The 23,405-nt window shown below is 65.6% G+C and carries 20 protein-coding genes; 8 read left to right on the top strand and 12 right to left on the bottom strand.

Annotated features, from left to right (window positions below; all coding sequences use genetic code 11):
* Positions 1 to 232 precede the first annotated feature (232 nt).
* Positions 233 to 2,428, top strand: a complete 2,196-nt coding sequence (locus AB4118_RS21840; protein ID WP_441491715.1) for an RNA degradosome polyphosphate kinase — start codon at positions 233 to 235, stop codon at positions 2,426 to 2,428.
* Between the two features lie 7 nt (positions 2,429 to 2,435).
* On the top strand, positions 2,436 to 3,938 hold the full coding sequence (gene ppx / locus AB4118_RS21835) for an exopolyphosphatase (RefSeq protein ID WP_441491714.1): 1,503 nt from the start codon (positions 2,436 to 2,438) through the stop codon (positions 3,936 to 3,938).
* A 59-nt stretch (positions 3,939 to 3,997) separates the two neighbouring features.
* Here ppx and AB4118_RS21830 read toward each other — a convergent pair whose 3' ends face one another.
* Positions 3,998 to 5,014: an AMP-binding protein gene (locus AB4118_RS21830; protein ID WP_441491713.1), complete on the bottom strand. Its 1,017-nt coding sequence runs from the start codon at positions 5,012 to 5,014 to the stop codon at positions 3,998 to 4,000.
* Positions 5,015 to 5,024: 10 nt separating this feature from the next.
* Positions 5,025 to 6,878: an extracellular solute-binding protein gene (locus AB4118_RS21825; RefSeq protein ID WP_441491712.1), complete on the bottom strand. Its 1,854-nt coding sequence runs from the start codon at positions 6,876 to 6,878 to the stop codon at positions 5,025 to 5,027.
* Positions 6,879 to 7,121: 243 nt separating this feature from the next.
* On the opposite strand from AB4118_RS21825, the gene AB4118_RS21820 reads away from it, so the two are divergent.
* A complete protein-coding gene (locus AB4118_RS21820) occupies positions 7,122 to 7,919 on the top strand; it encodes an invasion associated locus B family protein (protein WP_441491711.1) in 798 nt (265 codons plus the stop codon).
* Positions 7,920 to 8,060: 141 nt separating this feature from the next.
* On the opposite strand, the gene hspQ is transcribed toward AB4118_RS21820, so the two are convergent.
* Both hspQ and AB4118_RS21810 read right to left on the bottom strand, forming a co-directional pair.
* Positions 8,061 to 8,390 carry a heat shock protein HspQ gene (gene hspQ / locus AB4118_RS21815; RefSeq protein WP_043242591.1) on the bottom strand — a complete coding sequence of 110 codons (330 nt, stop codon included), beginning with the start codon at positions 8,388 to 8,390 and terminating at the stop codon, positions 8,061 to 8,063.
* A 117-nt stretch (positions 8,391 to 8,507) separates the two neighbouring features.
* Entirely contained in the window at positions 8,508 to 9,566 is a 1,059-nt protein-coding gene (locus AB4118_RS21810; RefSeq protein ID WP_441491710.1) for an HpcH/HpaI aldolase/citrate lyase family protein, read from the bottom strand.
* Between the two features lie 281 nt (positions 9,567 to 9,847).
* On the opposite strand from AB4118_RS21810, the gene AB4118_RS21805 reads away from it, so the two are divergent.
* Together AB4118_RS21805 and AB4118_RS21800 are read left to right on the top strand one after the other, a co-directional pair.
* Positions 9,848 to 10,819, top strand: coding sequence for an AEC family transporter (locus AB4118_RS21805; protein ID WP_441491709.1), 972 nt, complete (start codon positions 9,848 to 9,850; stop codon positions 10,817 to 10,819).
* 36 nt (positions 10,820 to 10,855) lie between these two features.
* A complete protein-coding gene (locus AB4118_RS21800) occupies positions 10,856 to 11,989 on the top strand; it encodes a CaiB/BaiF CoA transferase family protein (protein ID WP_441491708.1) in 1,134 nt (377 codons plus the stop codon).
* A gap of 11 nt (positions 11,990 to 12,000) precedes the next feature.
* On the opposite strand, the gene AB4118_RS21795 is transcribed toward AB4118_RS21800, so the two are convergent.
* Positions 12,001 to 13,188: a UbiH/UbiF family hydroxylase gene (locus tag AB4118_RS21795; protein WP_441491707.1), complete on the bottom strand. Its 1,188-nt coding sequence runs from the start codon at positions 13,186 to 13,188 to the stop codon at positions 12,001 to 12,003.
* 235 nt (positions 13,189 to 13,423) lie between these two features.
* On the opposite strand from AB4118_RS21795, the gene AB4118_RS21790 reads away from it, so the two are divergent.
* Together AB4118_RS21790 and AB4118_RS21785 are read left to right on the top strand one after the other, a co-directional pair.
* Complete coding sequence (locus tag AB4118_RS21790) at positions 13,424 to 14,398, top strand: quinone oxidoreductase family protein (protein WP_441491706.1); 975 nt, start codon at positions 13,424 to 13,426, stop codon at positions 14,396 to 14,398.
* Positions 14,399 to 14,485: 87 nt separating this feature from the next.
* Complete coding sequence (locus AB4118_RS21785; protein WP_441491705.1) at positions 14,486 to 15,547, top strand: hypothetical protein; 1,062 nt, start codon at positions 14,486 to 14,488, stop codon at positions 15,545 to 15,547.
* Positions 15,548 to 16,021: 474 nt separating this feature from the next.
* Here the strand turns inward: AB4118_RS21785 and rimO are convergent, their stop codons facing one another.
* From rimO to AB4118_RS21765, 4 genes are all read right to left on the bottom strand, one after another.
* Positions 16,022 to 17,341, bottom strand: coding sequence for a 30S ribosomal protein S12 methylthiotransferase RimO (gene rimO / locus AB4118_RS21780; protein WP_441491704.1), 1,320 nt, complete (start codon positions 17,339 to 17,341; stop codon positions 16,022 to 16,024).
* Positions 17,342 to 17,489: 148 nt separating this feature from the next.
* A complete protein-coding gene (locus AB4118_RS21775) occupies positions 17,490 to 17,819 on the bottom strand; it encodes a hypothetical protein (protein ID WP_441491703.1) in 330 nt (109 codons plus the stop codon).
* Positions 17,820 to 17,927: 108 nt separating this feature from the next.
* Positions 17,928 to 19,286, bottom strand: a complete 1,359-nt coding sequence (locus tag AB4118_RS21770) for a sensor histidine kinase (RefSeq protein WP_441491747.1) — start codon at positions 19,284 to 19,286, stop codon at positions 17,928 to 17,930.
* Positions 19,283 to 19,963 (bottom strand): response regulator transcription factor, encoded by a 681-nt coding sequence (locus AB4118_RS21765; RefSeq protein ID WP_441491702.1) that lies wholly within the window; start codon positions 19,961 to 19,963, stop codon positions 19,283 to 19,285. Before AB4118_RS21765 ends, AB4118_RS21770 begins: the two co-directional genes overlap by 4 nt.
* A gap of 341 nt (positions 19,964 to 20,304) precedes the next feature.
* Between AB4118_RS21765 and AB4118_RS21760 the strand changes: the two genes are divergently transcribed.
* Complete coding sequence (locus tag AB4118_RS21760; RefSeq protein ID WP_441491701.1) at positions 20,305 to 20,895, top strand: class I SAM-dependent methyltransferase; 591 nt, start codon at positions 20,305 to 20,307, stop codon at positions 20,893 to 20,895.
* A gap of 76 nt (positions 20,896 to 20,971) precedes the next feature.
* Here the strand turns inward: AB4118_RS21760 and AB4118_RS21755 are convergent, their stop codons facing one another.
* The 3 genes from AB4118_RS21755 to AB4118_RS21745 form a co-directional block, all read right to left on the bottom strand.
* A complete protein-coding gene (locus tag AB4118_RS21755; RefSeq protein ID WP_441491700.1) occupies positions 20,972 to 21,844 on the bottom strand; it encodes a sulfurtransferase in 873 nt (290 codons plus the stop codon).
* Entirely contained in the window at positions 21,841 to 22,278 is a 438-nt protein-coding gene (locus AB4118_RS21750) for an OsmC family protein (protein WP_441491699.1), read from the bottom strand. Before AB4118_RS21750 ends, AB4118_RS21755 begins: the two co-directional genes overlap by 4 nt.
* 70 nt (positions 22,279 to 22,348) lie before the next feature.
* The gene (locus AB4118_RS21745) at positions 22,349 to 23,395 is read right to left on the bottom strand and encodes a sulfate/molybdate ABC transporter ATP-binding protein (RefSeq protein ID WP_441491698.1); all 1,047 of its coding nucleotides are present in this window, start codon (positions 23,393 to 23,395) and stop codon (positions 22,349 to 22,351) included.
* Positions 23,396 to 23,405 lie beyond the last annotated feature (10 nt).

Raw genomic sequence — 23,405 nt, 5'->3', positions numbered from 1 at the left:
CTTCGGTGCGGCACGGGCCGCATGTCCAGCGGCACCAAACAGGACGAGCCGGCGCCGCGCAAGTAGGCCACTCGCCGCAGCATGGCAAAGGAAACCACGTGGGAAGGCAATTGGTTTCGAGGCAACGCAGGAATAGCACTCGCTCGTCATCGAAGCGTCACGCTAGGATGGCTTCAAGTTTGACAAGTGGGCGATCTCGGCCCGGCTTGCGTTCGAGACGAGGGCGAAACTCATGAATATCGAACCGACAAACGTGAAGGCTGCGGACATCGCGCCTGAGGTCGGTCCCGTCGGTCTGCGCCATTCGCCGGCCCGCTTCGTCAATCGCGAGCTGTCCTGGCTGCAGTTCAACCGTCGGGTGATGGAGGAGGCGTCGAACCGCAACCATCCTCTGCTGGAGCAGCTCCGCTTCCTCTCGATCTCTGCCAATAATCTCGACGAGTTCTTCATGGTCCGCGTCTCGGGCCTGCGCGAGCAGCTCAAGGCGGGTGTCGTCACGCCCAGCCAGGATGGATTGACCCCGGCCGAGCAGCTGATCGAAATCGCCAAGGCGACGGCCGATCTTACCGCCGACCAGCAGGCGCGCTGGGTCGAACTCAAGCGCGAGCTGGACGATAATCGGATCGTGCTGCTGGGGCCGAAGGACATCGGTGCGCAGCACCGCACCTGGCTCGAGGACCACTTCCTCCATCTCGTCTTCCCCGTGCTGACGCCATTGGCGATCGACCCGGCGCATCCCTTTCCCTTCATCCCCAACCTTGGCTTCACGCTGGCGCTGGCGCTGGAGCGGATCAGCGATGGCCGGCAGCTCGACGCGCTGATCCGGGTTCCCGGGAAGATCGACCGATTCATCGAGCTGCCCGATCTGGCACGCGACGGCGTGCACCGCTTCATCACGCTGGAAGACACCGTCTCGCTCTTCATCGGCAAGCTCTTCCCTGGCTACGACGTCAAGGGAACCGGCTCGTTTCGCGTCATTCGCGACTCCGACCTCGATATCGAGGAGGAGGCCGAGGATCTGGTCCGCGTCTTCGAGACGATGCTGAAGCAGCGCCGCCGTGGCGTCGTCATCCGTCTCGAGGTCAGCGACGGCATGCCGCCGCATCTGCACCGGCTGATCGTGCGCGAGCTGAAGGTCGATCCCGACGAGATCGTCCAGGTCGATGGTATGATCGGGCTGAACGAGCTCTCGCAGCTGGTCGGCGTCGACCGGCCGGACCTCAAGTTCAAGCCGTACAACGCCCGCTTCCCCGAGCGCATTCGCGAGCATGGCGGCGATTGCTTCGCCGCGATCCGCCAGAAGGACCTGCTCGTCCACCACCCCTATGAAAGCTTCGACGTCGTCGTGCAGTTCCTGCAGCAGGCGGCGCATGACCCCAACGTCGTTGCCATCAAGCAGACGCTCTACCGCACCTCATCAAACTCGCCGATCGTCAGGGCGCTGGCCGAGGCTGCCGAGGCGGGCAAGTCGGTGACGGCCCTGGTCGAGCTCAAGGCGCGCTTCGACGAGGAGGCGAATATTCGCTGGGCCAAGGATCTGGAGCGCGCGGGCGTGCAGGTCGTCTATGGCTTCATCGAGCTGAAGACCCACGCCAAGCTCTCGATGGTGGTGCGGCGCGAGGCCGGCCAACTCGTCAGCTACTGCCATATCGCGACCGGCAATTATCACCCGATCACGGCGCGCATCTACACCGACGTCTCCTTCTTCACCGCCGATCCGGTGATGGGGCAGGACGTCGCGCGCGTCTTCAACTTCATCACCGGCTATGCGGAGCCGGCCGAGCTGGAGCAGATGTCCGTCTCACCGGTGGGGCTGAAACAGCGCCTGCTGTCCGACATCGCCGAGGAGATTGCCCATGTGAAGGCAGGCCGCAAGGGTGCGATCTGGGGCAAGTGCAACTCGCTGGTCGACCCCGAGATCATCGACGCGCTCTATGATGCGAGCCAGGCCGGTGTGGAGATCGACTTCGTCGTGCGCGGCATCTGCTGCCTGAGACCCGGAATTCCGGGGCTGTCGGAGAACATCCGGGTCAAGTCGATTGTCGGACGCTTCCTCGAGCACACCCGGATCTATGCCTTCGGCGCCGGCTTCGGCCTGCCCTCCGCCAAGGCCAAGCTCTATATTTCCTCGGCCGATCTGATGCCGCGAAATCTCGATCGGCGCGTCGAGGCGTTAACCCCGATCCAGAATCCGACGGTGCACCAGCAGTTGCTGGAGCAGATCATGCTGGCGAATTTCCTCGACAACGAGCAAAGCTGGACCATCTTGCCCGATGGTGGCTCAAGACGCATTGTCCCGCCGCCGAGCGACGAGTCGTTCAACGCCCACAAATATTTCATGACCAATCCGAGTTTGTCCGGACGTGGAAAATCGCTCTCCAATTCAAGCCCCCGCAGCCTTGCGCGCCGGACCGGCAGAAAGGCTTGACCCGGCGTTGATCCCGGGGCGGCTGAGCCTCGGCGAGACGCTCGCCATCGTCGATATCGGCTCGAACTCGGTGCGTCTCGTCGTCTACGAGATGCTGTCGCGTTCGCCGGCGCAGGTCTTCAACGAGAAGGAGATGGCCGGCCTCGGCCGTCAGGTCGCGACAACCGGGCGGCTTGCCGATGACGCCATCGAGAAGGCGCTTGGCGCGCTCGTGCGCTTCCGCATTCTCTGCGAGGCGATGCATGTCCGCGATATCCGGGTCATCGCGACGGCTGCGGCACGCGACGCCGCCAATGGACCTGCGTTCATTGCGCTTGCCGAGCGGGCGATCGGCCAGCCGATCGAGCTGATCTCCGGGGGGCGTGAAGCCTATTTGTCGGCTCTCGGCGTGATCTCGGGCTTTGACGCACCGCGTGGCGTCGTCGGCGACCTTGGCGGCGGCTCGCTTGAGCTTGCCGCCGTCGACAACGACCGGGTGGGCGAGGGGGCCAGCCTGCCGATTGGCGTGCTGGCGCTGCTCGACCGCTCGAAAGGCTCGGTCAAGCTCGCCGAGAAGATCGTCCGCGAGGCACTCGACAACCTGCCGCAGCTCGCCGCGATGCGCGGACGCGATTTCTACGCCGTCGGTGGCACCTGGCGTGCGCTCGCAACGTTGCATCAGCGCCAGTCGGTCTATCCGCTGAGCGTGATGCACGCCTACACCGTGCCGGCGCGGGACGTGACGGAATTCGCCAAGCTGGTCGAGCGGGCCGACAGCGCCGTGCTGGAATCGATCGAAGCAGTGTCCTCGGCGCGCCGGCCGCTCCTGGCCTATGGCGCACTGGTGCTCGACCAGTTGATCAAGCGCGGCCGTCCCAGGTCTGTTGTGATTTCGGCCAACGGTGTCCGCGAGGGACTGTTGCACGAACAGCTCCCCGACGAGGAGCGCAGGATCGATCCGCTGCTTCAGGGGGCACAGGACTACAACCAGCTCAGGGCCCGCGACCCGCGGCATGCGATCGACCTGATTGCCTGGGTCGCAAAGCTCTTCGCCAGCGCTGGCATGCATGAGGATGCGGCAAGCCGCCGCTTGCAGGACGTCGCCTGCCTGCTCTCGGATATCGGCTGGCGCGCCCATCCGGACTATCGCGGCGAGCAGAGCCTCAATGTCATTGCCCATGCCGCCTTCAACGGCGTGGATCACCCCGGCCGCGCCTTCCTGGCGCTCGCCGTGTTCCATCGCTATGCCGGCGCCAAGAGCGACACGCCGGTGGCATCCGAGCTGCGGCGCCTCCTGACACCCCGGCAGCTCGAACGCGCGCTGCTGCTCGCGGCGACGTTCCGCGTGGCCTATCTGCTTTCGGCGGGCATGCCCGATATCCTGACCCGCATTTCGCTGACCTGCGTCGACCGCCGGCTCGTGCTGCGCTTCCCGGCAGACCTCAAGGCGCTGTCGAGCGAACGGGTCACCGGGCGGCTGAAGCAGCTCGCCCGCCTGCTCGGCCGCGAGCACGAGGTCGCGGCGGGCTAAGGCATCGGCCGTAAAGAGGGTTCGATCATCGGGCCCGATGCGATACCCGGTCCGGGGACCTAACGCCTGCTGACATCGACCTCGGTCGCCGAGCGTACATCGACATCGACAATCGCGAGGTCGGGGCGATCGATGGCCGGATAGGCGCGCGTCTCGCCTGGCCGTTGCACGAAGACCAGGCTGGCGAGGGCAGGGTGGCTCGCCAGTTTCGAACGTGCCAAGGCTGGCTCCATGGCGCCGGGAAGCACCAGATGTGCCTTTCTGCCTCCTTCGAGGCAGGCATGCAGGTCGCCGAGGCTGAACAGGCCAAGCGGCAGCAGCTCGACACCTGTCAGGATCGCCATACCGGGCCCGGAGGCGAGCGCGGCGAGGTCCCCGCCGACCAGCGTGGTGATGATCCGTGACGAGGCCAGCGGTTTCAGCAGGCGCGAGATCTCCAGCGCCTTGCTCAGCAATGCGCGTTCCGAGATGGCCTGCGGTCCCGCAAAGCTCCTGCTGTCGACGACCTGGAGGGCCGGGCGTTCCGTCGATTCCGGCAGGGGGTGGCGCACGCCATTCGCAATCAGGGTATCGAGCGGAGCGACGCCGTCGGGAATGTCACGGCCGAAACCGCCGACGAAGCGCGTTCCGAAGGCACGCATGGCAAGTGTCCGCAGCATCAGCAATGGGCGAACGTGCCCGATGCGGCCGGCGCCGAGGGCCATCACCGCCCCCGATGCCTCGATCAACCGGAGCAGATCCAGCTCATTGGCGTGCAGCGGCAACATCAGCGGCGAGAGGCCGGAGCGCAAGGCGGCCAGAATGGAAACCAGTGCCTCGGGCCCTAGCGGCGCAAGGATCGCGACGCTCGCGCCGGGCTGGGCATGATTGGTGCTCAGAAGCCCGGCGAGGCGCGAAACCCGGTCGTCCAGTTCCACGAAACTGAGGGAGCGCGGCTGCTCGTCGCTCCAGCTGCGGCGTCCCGGGGGATCGCGCAGCGCCGCCTCGTAGCCGCGGCTGCGCACCAGGGCTTTCAGCAAAGTATCGAGATCGAGGCCGTCTAGCAGGGCAGCAGCGTCGTCGTAGTCAGCCCGCATCGACGATCCTTCAGTTCGCCGGAGCGGGCGGCGCCGGGACGCGGGCCAGAACTTCGGTGGACAGGAAATAGGTCGGCCTGCGGGCCGGCAGCACGACATCGCGTGAACGAGCGAGCCAGGTCTCGGGCAAATAATAGAGCGGCACGACATAGAATCCGGAGATCAGCAGCCGGTCGAGCGTGCGCACCGAGGCAACGAAATCGGCGCGTTCGCGGGCGGAGAGCAGCGTCTTCAATACCGCGTCGACGGCCGGCGATTTCACGCCTGCATAGTTCAACGAGCCCTTGCGCTCGGCATTGCTCGAATCCCAGCGCCCGACCTGCTCGTTCCCGGGAGAGGCCGAGGCCGGCCATGTCCACTGGATCATGTCGAAATCGAAGGTGGAAAGGCGGCGCCAATACTGCACGTCGTCGATCAACCTGACCGTGACGGCGATGCCGAGCCTGGTCAGCGACTTCGCATAGTTCAGCGCAAGCCGCTCCTGCGGCCGGCTGGTGACGGTGATCTCGAAGCTCAGCGCCTCGCCGTTCTTGTTCTGGCGCAGCACGCCGTCCTGAAGTGCGTAACCAGCGCTCTGCAGCAGATCGAGCGCTTTGCGCGCCTGATCGCGGTCACGGCCGGAACCGTCGGTCGCCGAGGGCATCCAGGTTCCCGCGAGAACGTCCTCCCGGACGGCCCCGGGGAAGCCTGCGAGCAGTGCCTTCTCGCGCGCATCCGCCGCCACTCCGAGCGCGGAGAGCTCCGAATCCGCGAAGAAGCTGCCGGCCCGTCGATAGACGCCATGGAACAGATTGCGGTTGGCCCATTCGAAGTCGAACAGGATGCCGAGCGCCTCGCGCACCCTGACATCGGCGAAGACCGTGCGGCGCGTGTTGAAGACGAAGCCCGTCATGCCCTTCGGCGCCTCGAAGCGCAGCTCCTCCCGGACGATGCGGCCATCGCGCACGGCGGGAACATCATAGCCCGTCATCCAGCGTGTCGGGTCCCCTTCGAGACGGATATCGTAGAGGCCGGCCTTGAACGCTTCGAAGAGCGTATTGGCGTCTCGATAGAAATCGTAGCGGATCTCGTCGGCATTGAAGAGACCGCGGGTCAGCGGATGATCCTCGGCCCAGAAGCCGCTGCGGCGCTTCAAGGTCAGTGCCTCGCCCGGCTTCACGTCACTCACGAGATAGGGACCGGAGCCGAGAGCGGGCTTGAAGCTGGTCTCTGCGAAGGTTTCCGCATTGGTCGCGTGCTTGGCGAAGATCGGCATGGCGCCGATCACCAGCGGCAATTCGCGATTGGAGCCGTCGCCGAGCTCGAACTCGATCCGGCGCAGCGTGGGCACTGCGACCTTGGTCACGCGCCCAAGACTGGAGCGATGGAACGGCTTGCCCTTGGTCCTCAGCATGTCGAAGGTGAAGCGCACATCTTCGGCGGTGACTGGCTGGCCATCCGAAAAGGTGGCCCGCGGATCGATCTCGAAGGCGAGCCGCGTGCGGTCGTCATTGAGCTCGATCTTGCTCGCCAGCAGGCCATAGGCCGTGAAGGGCTCGTCAGCCGAGCGGAAGAGCAAGCTCTGCTGCACATAGCGGGGCACGGCGTCCGGGGCGACGCCGAGCACCACGAGCGGATTCAAGCTGTCGAAGGTGCCCTGCAGGCCAAAAATGATTCGCCCACCCTTGGGAGCGGCCGGATCGGCATAGGGCAAATGCGCAAAGCCCTTCGCCAGGGCGGGCTCGCCATGCATGGCGATGGCATGATCGACCGATGGCGATTCGGCGCGCGCAACCGCGCCCGCCGCCAGAACGACGGCAAGAATTGCGAAGATATGCCGTACCGCAACGCCAATCGCTGCAGCCGGCGCAAGATATGAACCCATTGCCTGACCTGATTCCCAGCGGCAAGAATAACACGGCTTGCCGGCCGTCACGTAAGCTGTTCAGACTGGAAACCTGCAGCAGAACTCGCTAAACGCAGCGCGAGGTGTCATTCAAACGCCGCAATCGCAACCGATGTGCACGGCCTTCCAGGGGCTGGCGCGCGTAAGCGATTGAGCCCGTCGACAATGATGCGCGCGGCTTGCGAAGTCGTGTTTCGAGATTCGCCTGGTAAGGAAAACCATATGACCGCTTCGTTCAGCCCGTCTCAGCGCCTGTCCGCCCGAGCGTTCGGCCTGGCCATGAGCGCCGTGATCGGCCTCAGCCCGGTCGCCGCCTTCGCTCAGCAGCAGCGTCCCGCCCAGCGCCCGGCCCAGCCACCGGCTCAGCAGCAGCCCGCGCAGCCGCCGGCCGGACAAGCTCAGCAGGGTGGTCCGACCGTCGTTCAGGTCAAGCCGGAGCCGTCTCAGACCAGCTGGACCAAGGTTTGCGGCAAGGATCAGGCCGCCAACAAGGAAATCTGCTACACGACGCGCGATTTCGTCTCGGATCAGGGCCAGCCGGTGCTTGCGGTTGCCGTCTATGACGTCAAGGGCGACGCGACCCGGATCGTGCGCTTCCTGATGCCGCTCGGCCTGATGCTGCAGCCTGGTGTCCGCTTCGGCGTAGACGCGGCGCAGCCGGTGCCCGGCCGTTACGCCATCTGCTTCCCGAACGGCTGCTTCGCCGAGGCGCAGGTGAAGGACGATGTCATCAACGCGATGAAGAAGGGCAATACGCTCAATATCAGCGTGCAGAATCAGACCGGCCGCGAGGTGACCTTCTCGATTCCGCTTGCCGATTTCGGCAAGGGCTTCGATGGCGCCCCGATCGACCCGAAGGTGCTCGAAGAACAGCAGAAGCAACTGCAGGACGAATTGTCCAAGCGCCAGGAAGAGCTGCGCCAGCGTCTTGGCGGCGGCGGAGCCAATGCGGCTCCGGGCGCTCCGGCGGCTCCCGGCGCGGCTCCCGCTCCCGGCGCTCCGGCTGCTCCCAAGCCCTGATCGGGTTGCCGTTCGCACAAACAGAAAAGGCCGGTCCCTCGGGGCCGGCCTTTTTCATGGGCCTTCTGCGTTTGCATCAGCTTTCCCGAGAGCCGGAACCCACTCTTCGGGCGGGCACTCCAATGGCGTCGGGCGGCGGGATCAGTTCAGGTCGGCCTTGTCGATGAGATAGCGGCCCTTGCGGTCGCGCCTGAAGAATTCCTTGGCCTGCGGATGGCGGATCGGCCGGCCGGATTCGTCGATCACGAGATTTTGCTCGGAAACATAGGCGACATACTCCGTCTCCTCGTTCTCCGCGAAGAGATGGTAGAATGGTTGGTCCTTCGACGGACGCAGGTTCTCCGGGATCGCCAGCCACCATTCCTCCGTATTGGAGAAGGTGGGGTCGACGTCGAAAATCACCCCTCGGAACGGATAGACACGGTGTTTCACCACCTGCCCGATCCGGAATTTCGCTGAACGCGCTTCCATGTCTCGCCTTGATCCGTCCTCAAGCCGGCAGGCTCTCATACTGCCGGCTAACGTCGCCATCTCGCGCATGCGGTAGGATTGCGTCGCAAATAGGTCAAGATCAACGGCTGAAAGTCGCTAGTTCGGCGGCAATCCATAGCGCTCGGCGAGAGCCGGATCGCGAGCGGCAACTTGGTGGGCCAGATCGACGATGACCTTGGCCTGTTTCCAGGTGGCATCGTCCTGCATCTTGCCGTCGATCATGACCGCGCCCGAGCCGTCGGGCATGGCCTCCAGGATGCGTCGGGCGAACGCGACCTCTCCGGGATCCGGGCTGAAGACGCGCTTGGCGATCTCGATCTGCGAGGGATGCAAGGTCCAGGCGCCGGCGCAACCGAGCAGGAAGGCGTTGCGGAACTGAGCTTCGCAGGCGGCTGCATCCGAGAAGTCGCCGAAGGGGCCGTAAAAGGGCTTCAACCCGGCCGAAGCGCAGGCGTCGACCATCTTCGCCAGCGTATAATGCCAGAGATCCTGCTGAGCGACAGCGCGAGTGCCGCCTTCGGGGGAGTGGTCGGCGATCACCTTGTACTCGGGATGCCCGCCGCCGACGCGCGTCGTCTTCATGGCGCGCGAAGCGGCCAGATCGGCTGGGCCAAGGCTCATGCCGTGCATGCGGGGGGAGGCCGTGGCGATGGCTTCGACGTTCTTCACGCCTTCGGCTGTTTCAAGAATGGCATGGATCAGGATCGGCTTGCGGAGCTGATGCCGCGCCTCGAACTGAGCGAGCAGCTGATCGACATAATGGATGTCCCAGGGGCCCTCAACCTTCGGCACCATCACGACATCGAGCTTGCCGCCGACCTCGGACATGATCGTGCTGATATCATCGAGAAACCAGGGCGAGTTCAGGGCGTTGACCCGCGTCCATAGGCCGGTCGCGCCGAAATCGACGGACTTGGCCATCATGATGAATCCGTCGCGCGCAGCCGTCTTGGCGTCGACCGGGATCGCGTCCTCGAGATTGCCGAGCACGATATCGACCTGACCGGCGAGTTCCCCGACCTTGGCGCGGACCTTTTCAAGATGTGGCGGCACGAAATGGATCATGCGCTCCAGTTTCAGCGGCAGCTCCCGCAAGGGCACCGGCGCGCCGATGGCGAGCGGGCGGAAGAACTGGCGCGGCGTCTTGGTTGGCATGGTGGGCTCCATGGTGCGTTGCAGCGAATGTGCCGGACCATGCCGCGCCCGTCCATTGGGCTTTCGCAGCGCGCCGGGCGTCGAATTGAGAATGATAGCCTAGGATGAAATTCCAGCGGGCGCGTCAGACAATATTCCTAGGCATTCATGCCTGTTGCGATGCATTGCCGGGCTACGAGCGATGCGCTGCGCGGCTTTGCCGTTGGCCCTCGACCCGCTACACCGCCGCGATGCGCCTGCCTGTTACCCGAAAGGTGCACCCGCCCGAGGTTCCAGCGCGTATGGCCGAACTTGCCAGCCTGTTCAATCTGGTCGCGCCGTTCTTCGGCCTGATCGTCCTTGGCTTCGCTGTCGGGCGCTACAAGCGGCTCCCGGAAGAGGGGCTGGCGTGGATGCAGTACTTCCTGATCTACATCGCCCTGCCGGCGCTGTTCTACCGCCTGATTGCCGACAAGCCGCTGAGCGAGCTCTCGAACTGGGGCTTTGTCGGCGCCACGACGCTCGCCACCTTCTGTGTCTTCTCGCTCTCCTTCCTCATCGGCTTGAAATCCACGCACGGGCATATGCCCCAGGCGGTGATGCAGGCGGTCGCCGGCTCCTACTCGAATATCGGCTATATGGGCCCACCGCTGATCCTGGCCGCGCTCGGGCCGGTCGCGAGCGCGCCGGTGGCGCTGATCTTTGTCTTCGACAATATTCTGCTGTTCTCGCTGGTGCCCTTCCTGATGGCCCTGGCCGGCGTCGAGAAGAAGGGCTTTCTCGCGACAGCCGGCGAGGTGCTCTGGAAGGTGGTGACGCACCCCTTCAATCTCGCGACCCTGGCCGGCGTGATCGCGAGCTACACCAAGCTCGAATTGCCGACTGCGCTCGACAAGATGACGCTCTGGCTGTCGCAGGCGGCGGCTCCCTGCGCGCTGTTCCTGCTCGGCGTCACGGTGGCGCTGCGGCCGATGAGGTCGATGCCCGCGGAAGTGCCGGCCCTGGTCGCGGTCAAGCTCGTCCTCCACCCGCTGCTGGTCTGGGTGCTGCTCTCGGCGCTTGGAAATTTCGCCGACCCCTGGGTCTATGCGGCGGTGATCATGGCGGCGCTGCCGCCGGCCCTGAACATCTTCGTGATCTCGACACAGTACAAGGTCGGCGTCGAGCGCGCCTCGGCCTGCATCCTCGTCGGCACCATCGTCTCGATGGTGACGCTGACGGGCTTCCTGTGGCTGGTGAAGACGGGCAGGATGGCGGCAGACCTGTTTCCCTGACGGCTGCCCTGCGCCCGTCCAATCCCCGGGATCGCGATGCTGCCGCTCGACGACCTTCTGGTTCTGGATTTCTCGACATTGCTGCCGGGCCCGCTTGCGAGCCTGTTCCTGGCCGAGGCGGGTGCCGAGATCATCCGGATCGAGCGGCCGGGTGGTGAGGACCTCCGCCGCTTTCCCCCGCGCTTCGGCGAGACCTCGGCTCCCTTCGCTGCGCTCAACCGCGGCAAGAAGAGCATCGAGATCGACCTGAAATCGTCCGATTCCGCCGAATTGCTGCGCCCTTTGGTCGAGCGCGCCGACATCCTGATCGAGCAGTTCCGCCCTGGCGTGATGGAGCGGCTCGGTCTCGGTTTCGAAGCCCTCCACATGATCAATCCCCGGCTGATCTATTGCTCGATCAGCGGCTATGGCCAGACCGGGCCGCGCTCCCAGGATGCCGGGCATGATATCAATTACCAGGCGATCGGCGGGCTGCTCGGGCAATCGCTGAAACGTGGCGAGCCTCCGCCGCTGCCGCCGACGCTCGTTGCCGATATCGCAGGCGGGGCGATGCCGGCGGCGCTCAACATTCTGCTGGCGCTGCGCCAGCGCGAGCGCACTGGTCGGGGCTGCCATCTCGACATCGCGATGAGCGACGCGATGCCGACCTTCACCTGGTACAGCCTTGCCCAGGGGCAGGTGACGGGAAACTGGCCGGAAGGCGGCGAGGGGCTCCTGACCGGGGGAAGCCCGCGCTACGGGCTCTATGCCACCGGCGATGGCTGGTTTCTCGCGGTTGGAGCCCTGGAGCAGAAATTCTGGGAGGTCTTTTGCGAGGCGATCTCGCTCGATCCCGGCTTGAGCGATGATCGGATGAATCCGGAGGCGACGCGCTCCGCGATCGCCTCCATCATCGCATCGGAACCGGCGTCGTACTGGCGGAGCTATCTCGAGCCGCGCGATTGCTGCTGCACGGTCGTGCGCAGCCTCGAGGAGGCGCTGGCCGACCCGCACCTGACTGCGCGCGGCCAGCTCGACAACCAGGCGGAGGAGCCCGGAGGCAGGCGCCTTGTCTCGACCCCCTTGCCACTGGCCCCGGTTTTCCGGGAGCACGCGCCCGCACTGCTGCGCGTGCCGTCGAGCGGTGGTGATCAGGAGTTGCTGCAGACAGAACCCGACAAGGGCGACTGATCGCGGGCCGCTCAGTTGGCCATGCCGCCAGCCAGGCCCTGGCGCATGACGATCCGGCGCAACGGCCCGATCTGCGAGAGCGCAAGCAGGCTGGCCCCACGCATCAGGTCGGCCGGGAGCAAATCGGTCAGCAAGGTCCGGTTCAGCGCATCGACCGCACCGGTACGCAGCCGTACATCCGTCTGCCGCGCCGAATCATAGGCGGCAATCACCGCGTCGCTGCCCGGGTCTTCGGCGTCATGCAGGACGCGACGCAGGGCTGCGACGTCGCGCAAACCGAGATTGAGCCCCTGAGCGCCGATCGGCGGGAAGACATGGGCCGCTTCCCCGATCAATGCCATCCGGTTCGCCCCGAAACGTGTTACCGAGAGGCCGCCCATGGGAACGCGCCCACGCGCCCCCTCGACGGTCATGGCCCCGAGCAGGGAATGCGTCTGCCTCTCGACGCTGCGGGCGAACGTGGCATCGTCCAGCGCGGCGATCCGCTCGGCCTCTCTCGGCTCGAGCATCCAGACCAGCGAAGAGCGGTGGCCGGGCAGGGGAACGAGCGTGCAGGGGCCGCTGCGCGTGTGGAATTCCGTCGAGGTCTCGCGATGGTCGCGGCGATGGCCGAGGATCGCCGTCAAGGCGATCTGCGGATAGCGCCAGTCCCTGGTGGTGATACCGGCAGCGTCCCGCACGCGGGATTGGCGACCATCGGCGCCGATCACCAGCCGGGCGCAGAAGGGCTCGAACTCGGCTCCGGAGATCCTGACCGCATCATCTTGGGCTTCGATCGCCGAAACCATATGGGGCACGCTCCGGATGTTCGGGTTGGCCTGGACATGCTCGGCCAGCGCCGCAACGAGATCGGCATTCTCGACATTCCAGCCGAAAGCGTCGAGCCCGAGTTCGGACGCGTAGAACTCGACCGGTGGCTGCCGGAACAGGCTGCCGGTGTCATCGACAAGGCGCATCACCGCGAGCGGAGCAGCCTTGCCGTCGAGGGCCGGGAGCAGGCCGAGCTCGGCGAGCATCCGCCAGGAGCCGTCGAGCAGCGCCACGGTGCGACCGTCTCGCGGGGCGACCGGGCGGCCGAATACGGTGACCTGCCAGCCATCTGCCGCACAAGCGAGCGCGGCGGCCAGCCCAACGGCGCCGGCGCCAATGATGGCGATCTCGGCCTGATCAGAATGCGGGAGCGTAGCACGCGAAGTCATGGCACTTGGCTAGCCGACCCGAAGGTGTCTGGCCAGTCCGCGCTGCGTCGCAGCCCCGCACAGAGACTGCGTGAAATGGGCCCTGACGAAGGACGGAAGCGTTCATGCCGCGCCCCGATCCCGCACCATCATCTGCCGACCCGGCGTTGGGCGCCGACCCGCCCAGCAGTCCGGCCGTTGCGTTGATGCGATGCAAGTCCCTATGGTCCGGCCTTCACGTGATGGAGCAATGTCAATGGTCAAGGCGATACGCGTTCACCAGACCGGCGGACCCGAGGTTCTGAAATACGAGGACGTTGCGTTGCCGGCGCCCGGGCCAGGCGAGCTGCTGGTGAGGAACCGCGCGATCGGCCTCAACTTCATCGATACCTATTTTCGATCGGGCCTTTACGCGGCCCCCAAGCTGCCCTTCGTGCTCGGCAACGAGTCGGCCGGTGACGTCCTTGCCGTCGGCCCCGATGTCACCGAGTTCAAGCCGGGCGACCGCGTCGCCTGCGTTGCGACGCTCGGAGCCTATGCCGAGGAGCGCATCGTGGCGGCGGCATCGACGGTGGCTCTGCCGGCTGCGATCTCCTTTGAGGCTGCGGCCAGCATGATGCTGAAGGGCCTGACCGCCGAATATCTGCTGCACCGGACCTACAAGGTGAAGCCGGGCGACACGATCCTTGTGCATGCTGCCGCTGGCGGCACCGGCCTGATTCTGTGCCAGTGGGGCAAGGCGCTCGGCGCGACCGTGATCGGCACCGCAGGCTCCAGGGACAAGGCCGAGCTCGCCAAGGCGCATGGTGCCGACGAGGTCATTCTCTACCGTGACGAGAATGTCGCGGCGCGGGTCAAGGACATCACCGGCGGAAAGCTCTGCGACGTGGTCTACGACGGCGTCGGCAAGGACACGTTCATGGCCTCGCTCGACTCGCTCAAGCCCTTTGGCGTGCTTGCGAGCTTCGGCAATGCGTCGGGCGCGGTCGAAGCGTTCAATCTCGGCATCCTGGCTGCAAAGGGCTCGCTCTACGTCACCCGTCCGACACTGAACTCCCACACCGCAAAGCGCGAAACGATGGTCGAGATGGCGAAGAACCTGTTCGGCGCCGTCACCTCGGGCAAGGTCACGATACCGGTGAACGCGACCTTCCCGATGAAGGATGCAGCCGAGGCACATCGCACGCTGGAGAGCCGCGGCACGACGGGCTCGACGGTCCTCATTCCGTAGCGTTCGCCGCCTCGTCGCAGCAATCTCGCCCAGATTGTTGCCTAGATCTCCTGCCGCCGGGGGCGGCAGGATGGGTGGCTGGGCAAGATGAAGAAGGCGATTCGGGCACTATGTGTCGTGCCGGCGCTGATCGGCGCGGGCGTATTGGTGCTGCCGCGCGGGTGGAATGGCCTGCAGTTGCAGGTGGCGGCCAATGACCCCGTGGCCCTGTCGGACCTGCGTCTGCAGGGCGTGCTTGCGTCCGGGCGCATCGCAGACGAGATCGATGCGGCGATTGCCGCTGGCGACACCGACCTTGCCGGCAGCTTTGTCGATCTGGCCGCCGAGCATCGCCTCATTGTCACAGAGGACCAGCGCAAGCGCCTCGCGCGCTTGAAGGACGAGGCGACGACGCGCGCGCTCAAGGATTTCGGCTCCGGTTTCCTGTCGGGCGAACGCGCGAGCAATGCCGGCTTCGCCGGCGCGGTGGTCAGCGACGTTGTCGGCGTCGGCGACCTGCGGGACATCGCCGGTGAAGGCCAGAAGCTGCTCCGCGGCGAGGCAACGGATCATGTTGTCCTGGTGCTGGCGGCCGGCGGGCTCGCTCTGAGCGTTGCGACATGGGCGAGCCTCGGCAGCGGCCTGCCGGCACGCGGTGGTCTCAGCGTCGTCAAGGCAACGGCGAAGGCAGGCATGCTGTCGCCAAAGCTGACGGCCAATCTCACGCGCATGGCCGCGGGAGCCGTCTATCGTCCGGCTCTGACAGCCAGTCTCTCCGCTGCTGCGCGCTTCGACCTGGCAGCAGCCCGCGCATCCTCGGCTGCGATCGTGCGGCCGGCGGCAATGACGCGCCTGGCAACGCTTGGGCAGGATGCCGGCGCAGTCTATGCCCGGACCGGCCAGGCCGGTCTGCGCCAGGTTCTCGCGGTTGCAGACGAGGCCGGCGATATTGGGCGCGCGGCACGGCTGAGCGCCGCCAAGGGGTCCACCACCCGTGCGGTCCTGAAGGTGCTCGGACGTTCGGCGCTGGTGCTGGGCGCGCTCAGTCTCACGACCATGAGCTGGATCTTCGCCCTGATCGGCTATGCGGTGGCGCTGGCCATGCTCGCGCAGAGATTTGGCTGGTGGCTCGGGCGCCTCGGTTCAGCCCGGCGAAAGCCGGCTATCTGAGAGCAGGGCCGATCATCGTTCCGACGCCTGTGAACCTGCTGCGGAGACGACGCGACCAATGAGGGCCAGCGGACGCTGATCCTCATTCGGGAGCATGTCATGAACCGGACACTTCGTTTCACTGGTCTGTTCTTGGCCTCTCTCACCATCTCGACGGTCGCAATGTCGCAGCAGAACGGCAGCGGGCATGGCGGCGACGATGGCGGTCGGAGCGGCAAGGGCGCAGCAGGCGGAAGCGCTCGGTCCGTGTTTCAGCTGCTGCGCGAATTCCCTGGGGGGAAGGCACGCCTCACCCGCGCAGTCGCGCTCCGTGGCGGGGGCGCCAACCGGATCGATCAGGTCTGCAGCGAGCCGCCTCCGTCACGGCGCCTGCCGTCGCGTTCCAACAGACCTGCCTTGGGGTAGCGAGGTCTTCCTCTATCGCGGGCGCGGCGACCAGATCATGCGCGCCCTTGCGAAAGTGGACAGGCCCGATCAGACCGCGATTCCGTGCAGATCGTAGGCGTCGGCCCGCTCGATCTTCACCGTCACGATCTCGCCGGCCCGGAGCGGCCGGCGGCTCGCAACATAGACATTGCCGTCGATCTCGGGCGCATCCCATTTGGAGCGGCCCTTGGCGACCGTCGGGCCCGCCTCGTCGATGATCACCTGAATGCGCTTGCCGACCCGGCTCTTGACGATCCGGGTACTGATTTCGGCCTGCGCCTTCATGAAACGATGCCAGCGCGCTTCCTTCTCGTCCTCCGGGATCAGCGGCAGGCCGAGATCATTGGCAGGCGCACCCTTGACCGGCTCGTATTTGAAGCAGCCGACGCGCTCGAGCTTTGCTTCCCTCAGCCAGTCGAGCAGGAACTGGACATCCTCTTCCGTCTCGCCGGGGAAGCCGACGATGAAGGTTGAGCGGATGGCGAGATCGGGACAGATCTCGCGCCATTTGCGCAGGCGGTCGAGCGTGCGGTCCTGATGAGCCGGGCGCTTCATCGCCTTGAGAACGCTGGGAGATGCGTGCTGAAAGGGAATATCGAGATAGGGCAGAATGAGCCCTTCCTGCATCAGCGGGATGACCTCGTCGACATGCGGATAGGGATAGACATAGTGCATCCGCACCCAGACCCCCATCTGGCCGAGTTCCCGCGCCAGCTCGAAGAAGCGCGTGCGGACCTCGCGATCCTTCCAGAGCGAGGGGGCGTATTTGACATCGAGGCCATAGGCACTGGTGTCCTGGGAGATGACCAGCAGTTCCTTGACGCCAGCCTTGACCAGTTTCTCGGCCTCGCGCAGCACATCGCCGATCGGTCGCGAGACCAGGTCCCCGCGCAGCTTCGGGATAATGCAGAAGCTGCAGCGATTGTTGCAACCCTCTGAAATCTTGAGATAGGCGTAGTGCCTCGGCGTGAGCTTGATGCCCTGGTCCGGCACCAGGTCGACAAAGGGATCGTGCCTGGGCGGCACCGCCTGATGCACGGCCGAGACGACGCTCTCATACGCCTGGGGACCGGTGATCGCCAACACGTTCGGGAAGGCGTCGCGGATCTGCTCGGGCTCGGCGCCCATGCAGCCGGTGACGATGACCTTGCCGTTCTCGGCCATGGCTGAGCCGATCGCCTCCAGCGACTCCGCCTTGGCGCTGTCGAGGAAGCCGCAGGTATTGACGATGACGAGGTCAGCGCCCGCATGGCTCTTGCTGAGCTCATAGCCTTCCGAGCGCAACGAGGTGATGATGCGTTCGGAATCGACGAGGGCCTTGGGGCAGCCCAGGGAGACGAAAGAAATCTTCGGCGCGACGGCGTTCATCGGCGACAAGCTCGGACACTGGATCAGGAAGGGGCGCGGCGGGGCCGGCGCATATGGCGCTTCCTTTGACGTGTTTTTAGAGGTTTTGCAAATTGCAGCCGAGATCGCAGGCAAAGCCGCCGGATTCCCTATCCCTTGCAATGTTCATTCAATCGAGCCCCGGGACGATGCCGGCGGGCGAGGCAGCCGTTGCGTCGTCGCGGATGGAGATCACGATGAACAGGGCCCGCACCAGCATCGCCAGGGGCGTCGCGACCATGCTGGCGCTTTCAGGTGCCGCCGCTTCGGCACAGGCGCATCCAAAGGCCGGCTTGGCGCCGCCATTGCCCGCCAGTGCGCCGCGCGTGCGGCCGGTCGAGGACGAAGGAGCGCCCCATTCGCCCTGCAGGGATGGGCGCTTCAGCTTCGGCCGACCGGTCGATTGCGAGGCGGAACTGCGACGCTGGCACGCAGGCCGCGCGCCCTCCGATCCCTGCACGGACGGGCGCTACAGTTCAGGCGAAGCGTATGACTGCCATGCGGAGTACCAGCCCTGAAGGTGGCGGGAGCGGGCGAAGGACAACGGCTTCTGGAAATAGCTGCGTGCTCAGGCGGCCAGGCCTGGCTGGGGGAAGACCATCCTGAGACAGGCACCGCCCGATGCTGAATCGAGCGCGAGCACCTCGCCTCCGTGACGATGCATGATCTCGCGAACAAGGTTGAGACCGAGGCCCGAGCCGCGGCTTTGCGCATGAAGCCTTTGAAAGGGCTCGAAGACACGTTCGCGTTGCTCGCGCGGAATGCCGCATCCGTCGTCCTGGATGTCGATGATCGCGGAGTGACCGACGCGGACGGCAATCGTTCCAGCCCGGCCGCCATGCTCGATCGCGTTCTGGACCAGATTGGTCAGGGCCCGCTCGACCGATAGCGGATCTCCAATGACCGTGACCGGATCTCCCTCGGGCTTGAACTCCATCTGATAGCCGGCGGCGAAGGCCAGGGGCGCGAGGTCGACCACGACCCGCTTCGCAATCGCGTTGAGGTCCATGGGCGTGAACGTGTCCGTCTGCTGATCGAGCCGCTCAAGGTCGAGAAGCTGCTCCATCATGGTCGCCAGCCGCGCAACGTCCTGGAGGAGACGCGTCTTCTCTTCGCCCGCCGGCAGGGATGCCAGCCTCGTATTGAGAATGGCGACGGGCGTCCGCAGTTCATGCGCGGCTGCCGCCAGGAAGCGCTTGTGTTGCTCGTAGCCCCTGTCGAGACGTCCAAGGGCGGCATTCACCGCCGTGACCAGCGGCGTGATCTCGACCGGCACGTCATCGAGGGGCAAACGAACGCCCCGCCGGTCGATCTCGATGCGCCCGGCCTGCGCCGCTGCCCGGCCCAATCCGGCCAAGGCTCCTCGGACCACCAGCGGAGTGACGAGCAGGGCCGCGACCGCCATCACGGCGAGAACGGGCAGAACCTCCTTGAGGAACACGAGGCTCATCCCCAGGGCCACAAGATAGAGCGATGCCCGGGTCTCGGTGCCCGTCACGACCTGGACCTCGCCAGCTGCGCTGTTCACCCATCTGACCCGTGCCGTGGCGCGGGGAGGATCGCCGATATTCCAGCCGAGCCGGGCCTGGCCGATATGGTCGAGGCTGTCGCCGAGCTGGCTGAAATCCGCAGGAACGGCTCCTTCGGACACGCGGTGGCCCGTGCGGTCCCGGATGACGAACCAGAGATTTGGATTAGAAGCCCGCATCCGGGTCAATTGGCGCGTGGGCCGCAGCACCAGCTTGCCAGTCGGCCCGCGCGCCACCGCGCCTCGCAGGGTCTCAATGGTGCTCTCGACCGATGAGAAGTCGAACAACGCCCCTGTGGCGAACAAGCCAGCGACGATCAGCATGATGGCGGCAGCCTGGAACGCCATGAGCCGCCCGATCAGCCGGCGCTTGAGGGAATACCCGCCATCCATCGTCAGGCGGTTTCGCGGATGAGGTAACCGACTCCGCGAATCCCATCGATCGTCGCGCCGGCATCGGCTTCCGCAAGCTTGCGGCGCAGGCGAGAGACATGGGTATCGAGCGCATTGGACTGGATCTCGTCATCCAGACCGAACACGGCCTCCATCAGGAAGGTTCGCAAGACCATTCGCCCCATCCGGCGCATCAGGGCTTCAAGCACCAGCAATTCGCGCCGCGGCATGGCGAGCATCTGGCCTGCCACACGGGTCTCGCGGTGCACGAAATCGAAGGAAAGGCGACCGATCCGCACCGTATCGGAGCGCATGCCGGCAGGCCGGCGCAGGAGTGCGCGCAGGCGCGCCAGAAGTTCCTCGAAGGCGAAGGGCTTGCCGAGATAGTCATCGGCTCCATGGTCAAGACCCGCGACCCGGTCGTTCAGGTCCCCACGCGCCGTCAGCATGAGGACCGGCACCGTGTCGCCCTTTGCCCGCAGCCTTCGGACCAGGTCCAGGCCGTCGCCATCGGGCAACTGGCGGTCAAGCAGCACTGCATCATAGATGCCGCAGCTTTCGCTCAGCATTGCCTCTGCATCCGCTCTGGTCGGCAGATGGTCCACGACCATGTCCTGACGGGTCAGCGCAGTGCGCAGGGCTGAAGCCATTGCCGGCTCATCCTCGACCAACAAGATGCGCAAGGCGGAATCTCCCGCTCCTCAGGGGTAACCGCCTATCGACTGCGGATTGCGCCAACCTTGCATGGAACGTCGGTCCCGACGTCGCCGGCGAGAGCTCATTCCGGCCTCATCGAGCCCCGCACGCCCCTGCGCCTCCGCATGACAGGCTGGCTCAACCCAGTCGTGGCATCGATGCCGACGGCGCCGCGAAACAGAGCGGTGCACTCATGGAAGCTCCGGGCCCGCTCAACCGTTGCGGTGACCGCCACTGGGATGGACTGCACATGTCATCGAGAATGCCACCCCGCGCCGGGCGAAGCCTCCGCGTTGCGCCTGAAGTCGCCTTCGGACGGAGGACCGGCATGCTGGCCTCCGACAACTGGTCTTTCTTCCGCGCCTGGATCGGCGCGCCGTTGCGTGTCGCTTCGGTGACGCCGTCGGGCACCGCCCTGGCGGATCTGATGACACAGGAGGTCACGCCGGAAACCGGGCCTGTCATTGAACTTGGACCTGGAACCGGCGCATTTACCCAGGCGCTCATCAGGCGAGGCGTGCCCGAGCACGACCTGACCCTCATCGAGTTCGGGCCCGATTTTGCGCGGCTGCTCGAAATGCGCTTTCCCGAGGCCCGTGTGCGCTGGATGGACGCTTCACGCCTTCGCGAAGCCGCTCTTTACGAAGCAGGAGGGGTTGGCGCCGTGATCAGCGGCCTTCCCGTGCTTTCCATGCCGCCACGAAAGGTCATCGCCATTCTCAGGGGCGCGTTTGGCTATTTGCGGCCGGGCGGCGCCTTCTATCAGGTCACCTATACGACGCGCTGCCCCATCCCGAAGCCAATCCTGGATCGCCTCGGCCTTCGTGCAACACGGATCGGCTCGACATTGCGCAACATCCCGCCGGCAGCAGTTTACCGGATTGCCCGGCATCGCCCCTCGCGGTCGAGTCTGGTCTGAAAAGGTCGAGCGACAACTGGCTTCAGGCAGGGCGCGAGCGGAGGCGCGCGTTAACGCGCGCCTCCGCTCTGCGTCATCAGGCCGCCTGACTATCCCTCGTTGCAACCGGGCGTTCGAGATCCTGCGTCCAGTCGGTCATCGAGCCGTCATAGAGCGACACCTCGTCGTTCCCCAGAAGTTCGGAAAGCACGAACCAGTTCAGCGCTGCAGTGTGGCCGGTGTTGCAATAGGAAATCGCAGGTCCGTTCGGCACGCTGGAAAACAGGGCCGACAGGTCGCCTGCAGGTTTCAGGCGACCGGTCGAGAGATCGAAGGCCTCTGCGTAGTCACGCGAAATCGCGCCTGGAATATGCCCGGCGCGCGTCGCTTCCGCAGCCTTCTCGCGGCCCTCGAAATAGCTCGCCGAACGGGCGTCGACCAGGGTCGCGAGCCTGCTCTTCGAGGCGACGAGGGCGGCATCGGCGGTGCTGCGCAGCCGCTGCTGCACGACGACGGGATAAGGCTCGGCCGGTCTTGGCGCGGATGGACCGGCTTCGATCGGTCGCGACGGGTCGGCGCTCCACGCCCGGAATCCGCCATCGAGAATGGCCTGCTGGCCATGGCCGATCAGCTTCAAGGTCCAGTAGACCCGCGCGGCTGCGGCGAAGTCGGTCGCGCTGACGCCTGCCGGTACGATGACGACATCGTCATGCGGCTTGATGCCGAGGCTGCCGACCAGCCCGGCCAGATGATCGAGCGGCGGCAGCATGCCCGGTGCATTGCCGACCTTGGCGCGCCAGCCGTCGGCGACGTAATTGGTGTGCACGGAGCCTGGGATATGTCCCGCCTCATAGGCCGCCTTTCCGCCACCATCGACCGATGAGCGGATGTCGAGAACGACGAGGTTGCTGTCGGCCAGGCGCGGGGCCAGGGCCTCAGGCGTGATCAGTCCGGAGAAGGTATCGCTCATTCCGCCGCCACCTGCTGCAGTTCATCGACAACTTCGAGCGCGTAGCTCATCTCGGCCGTCGCCCCGAGCATGATCGAGGCGGAGCAGTATTTTTCCTTCGACAATGTGACGGCGCGCTCGACCTTGGCTTGCGCCAGCCCGCGGCCGGTCACGCGATAAGAGAGATGGATCTTGGTGAAGACCTTCGGATCCTCAGTCGCGCGCTCGGCCTCGACTTCGACCTCGCACCCCGTGACGGCTTCGCGGCCCTTCTTGAGGATCGAGACGACATCGAAGCCGGTGCAGCCCGCGAGACCGATCAGCAGCATCTCCATCGGCCGGATGCCGATATTGCGCCCGCCATATTCCGGAGCGCCGTCCATGATGATGGCGTGGCCGCTGCCGGCCTCACCCATGAAGGCCATGCCCTCGACCCAGCTTGCCCGTGCTTTCATCGTCGTGTCCTCTCAAAGCCTGACTCGGCGAAAGACTTAAACGGTCGGCGGCGATGAGGCGAGGGTGGTGTCACGCCGCGGCGAACAGGCTGCCATGGGTGATCCGCAAGCGCACCCGTTCGCCGATGGCCGGTGCGACCTGGCTTGCGAGATCGACATCGATCCGCCGGATCAGGCCTTCAACGGCAATCTCGGCGCGCCGCAGCGGCCCGTTGCGGCGCAAATCCTCGACCACGCCGGGGAGGGCGAGCGGGGTATCGTCAACGATGCGCATATGCTGCGGCCGGACATAGAGCGAGGCCGCCCCGCCCTGGTTCTGCTGCAGTCCGCCGAGGACCGGCCGGTTGCCGAAGAAAGCCTGGCCGCCGACGACCTCGACAGGGAGCTTGTTGGCCTCGCCCAGGAATTCGCAGACGAAGGGCGTCGCTGGATGGTCATAGACGTCATCGGGCGAACCGACCTGCTCCAGCCGCCCGTCGTTCAGGATCGCGACGCGGTCTGCCAGCTCGAGGGCCTCTTCCTGGTCATGGGTGACGAAGAGGGTGGTGTGGCCGGTGCGCCTGTGAAGGTCGCGCAGCCAGCCGCGCAAATCCTTGCGGACCTTGGCATCGAGCGCTCCAAAGGGTTCGTCGAGCAGCAGCACGCGCGGCTCGATGGCGAGCGCGCGGGCAAGTGCGACGCGCTGGCGCTGTCCACCGGATAGTTGCGTCGGGAAGCGCCGCTCAAGCCCGCCGAGCTGGACGAGTTCGAGCAGTTCGCTGACGCGCCTGGAGATTTCGCTCGCGCTCGGCCTCTCGCTCCGCGGGCGGGCCTTGAGGCCGAAGGCAATGTTGGACGCGACATCCATATGCCTGAACAGCGCGTAGTGCTGGAAGACAAAGCCGATCCGCCGCTCGCGCAGGCTGAGCCGGCGCGTATCGGTTTCGTCGAACAGCACGCGGCCATCATCGGCCTGTTCGAGCCCTGCGATCAGCCGCAGCAGCGTGGTCTTGCCCGAGCCCGATGGGCCGAGCAGCGCGACGAGTTCGCCGGGCTGCACGTCGAGCGAAACGCCGCGGAGGGCGGCAAAATTCGAGAAGCTCTTCTGGACGCTCTCGATGGTTACGGCAACGGACATTGGTAGCCTC

It is taken from the genome of Allobosea sp. 2RAB26 (assembly GCF_052115465.1).
In the GTDB taxonomy this organism is placed as follows: Bacteria; Pseudomonadota; Alphaproteobacteria; order Rhizobiales; family Beijerinckiaceae; genus Allobosea.
This window is presented reverse-complemented; position numbering and strand designations above follow the sequence as displayed.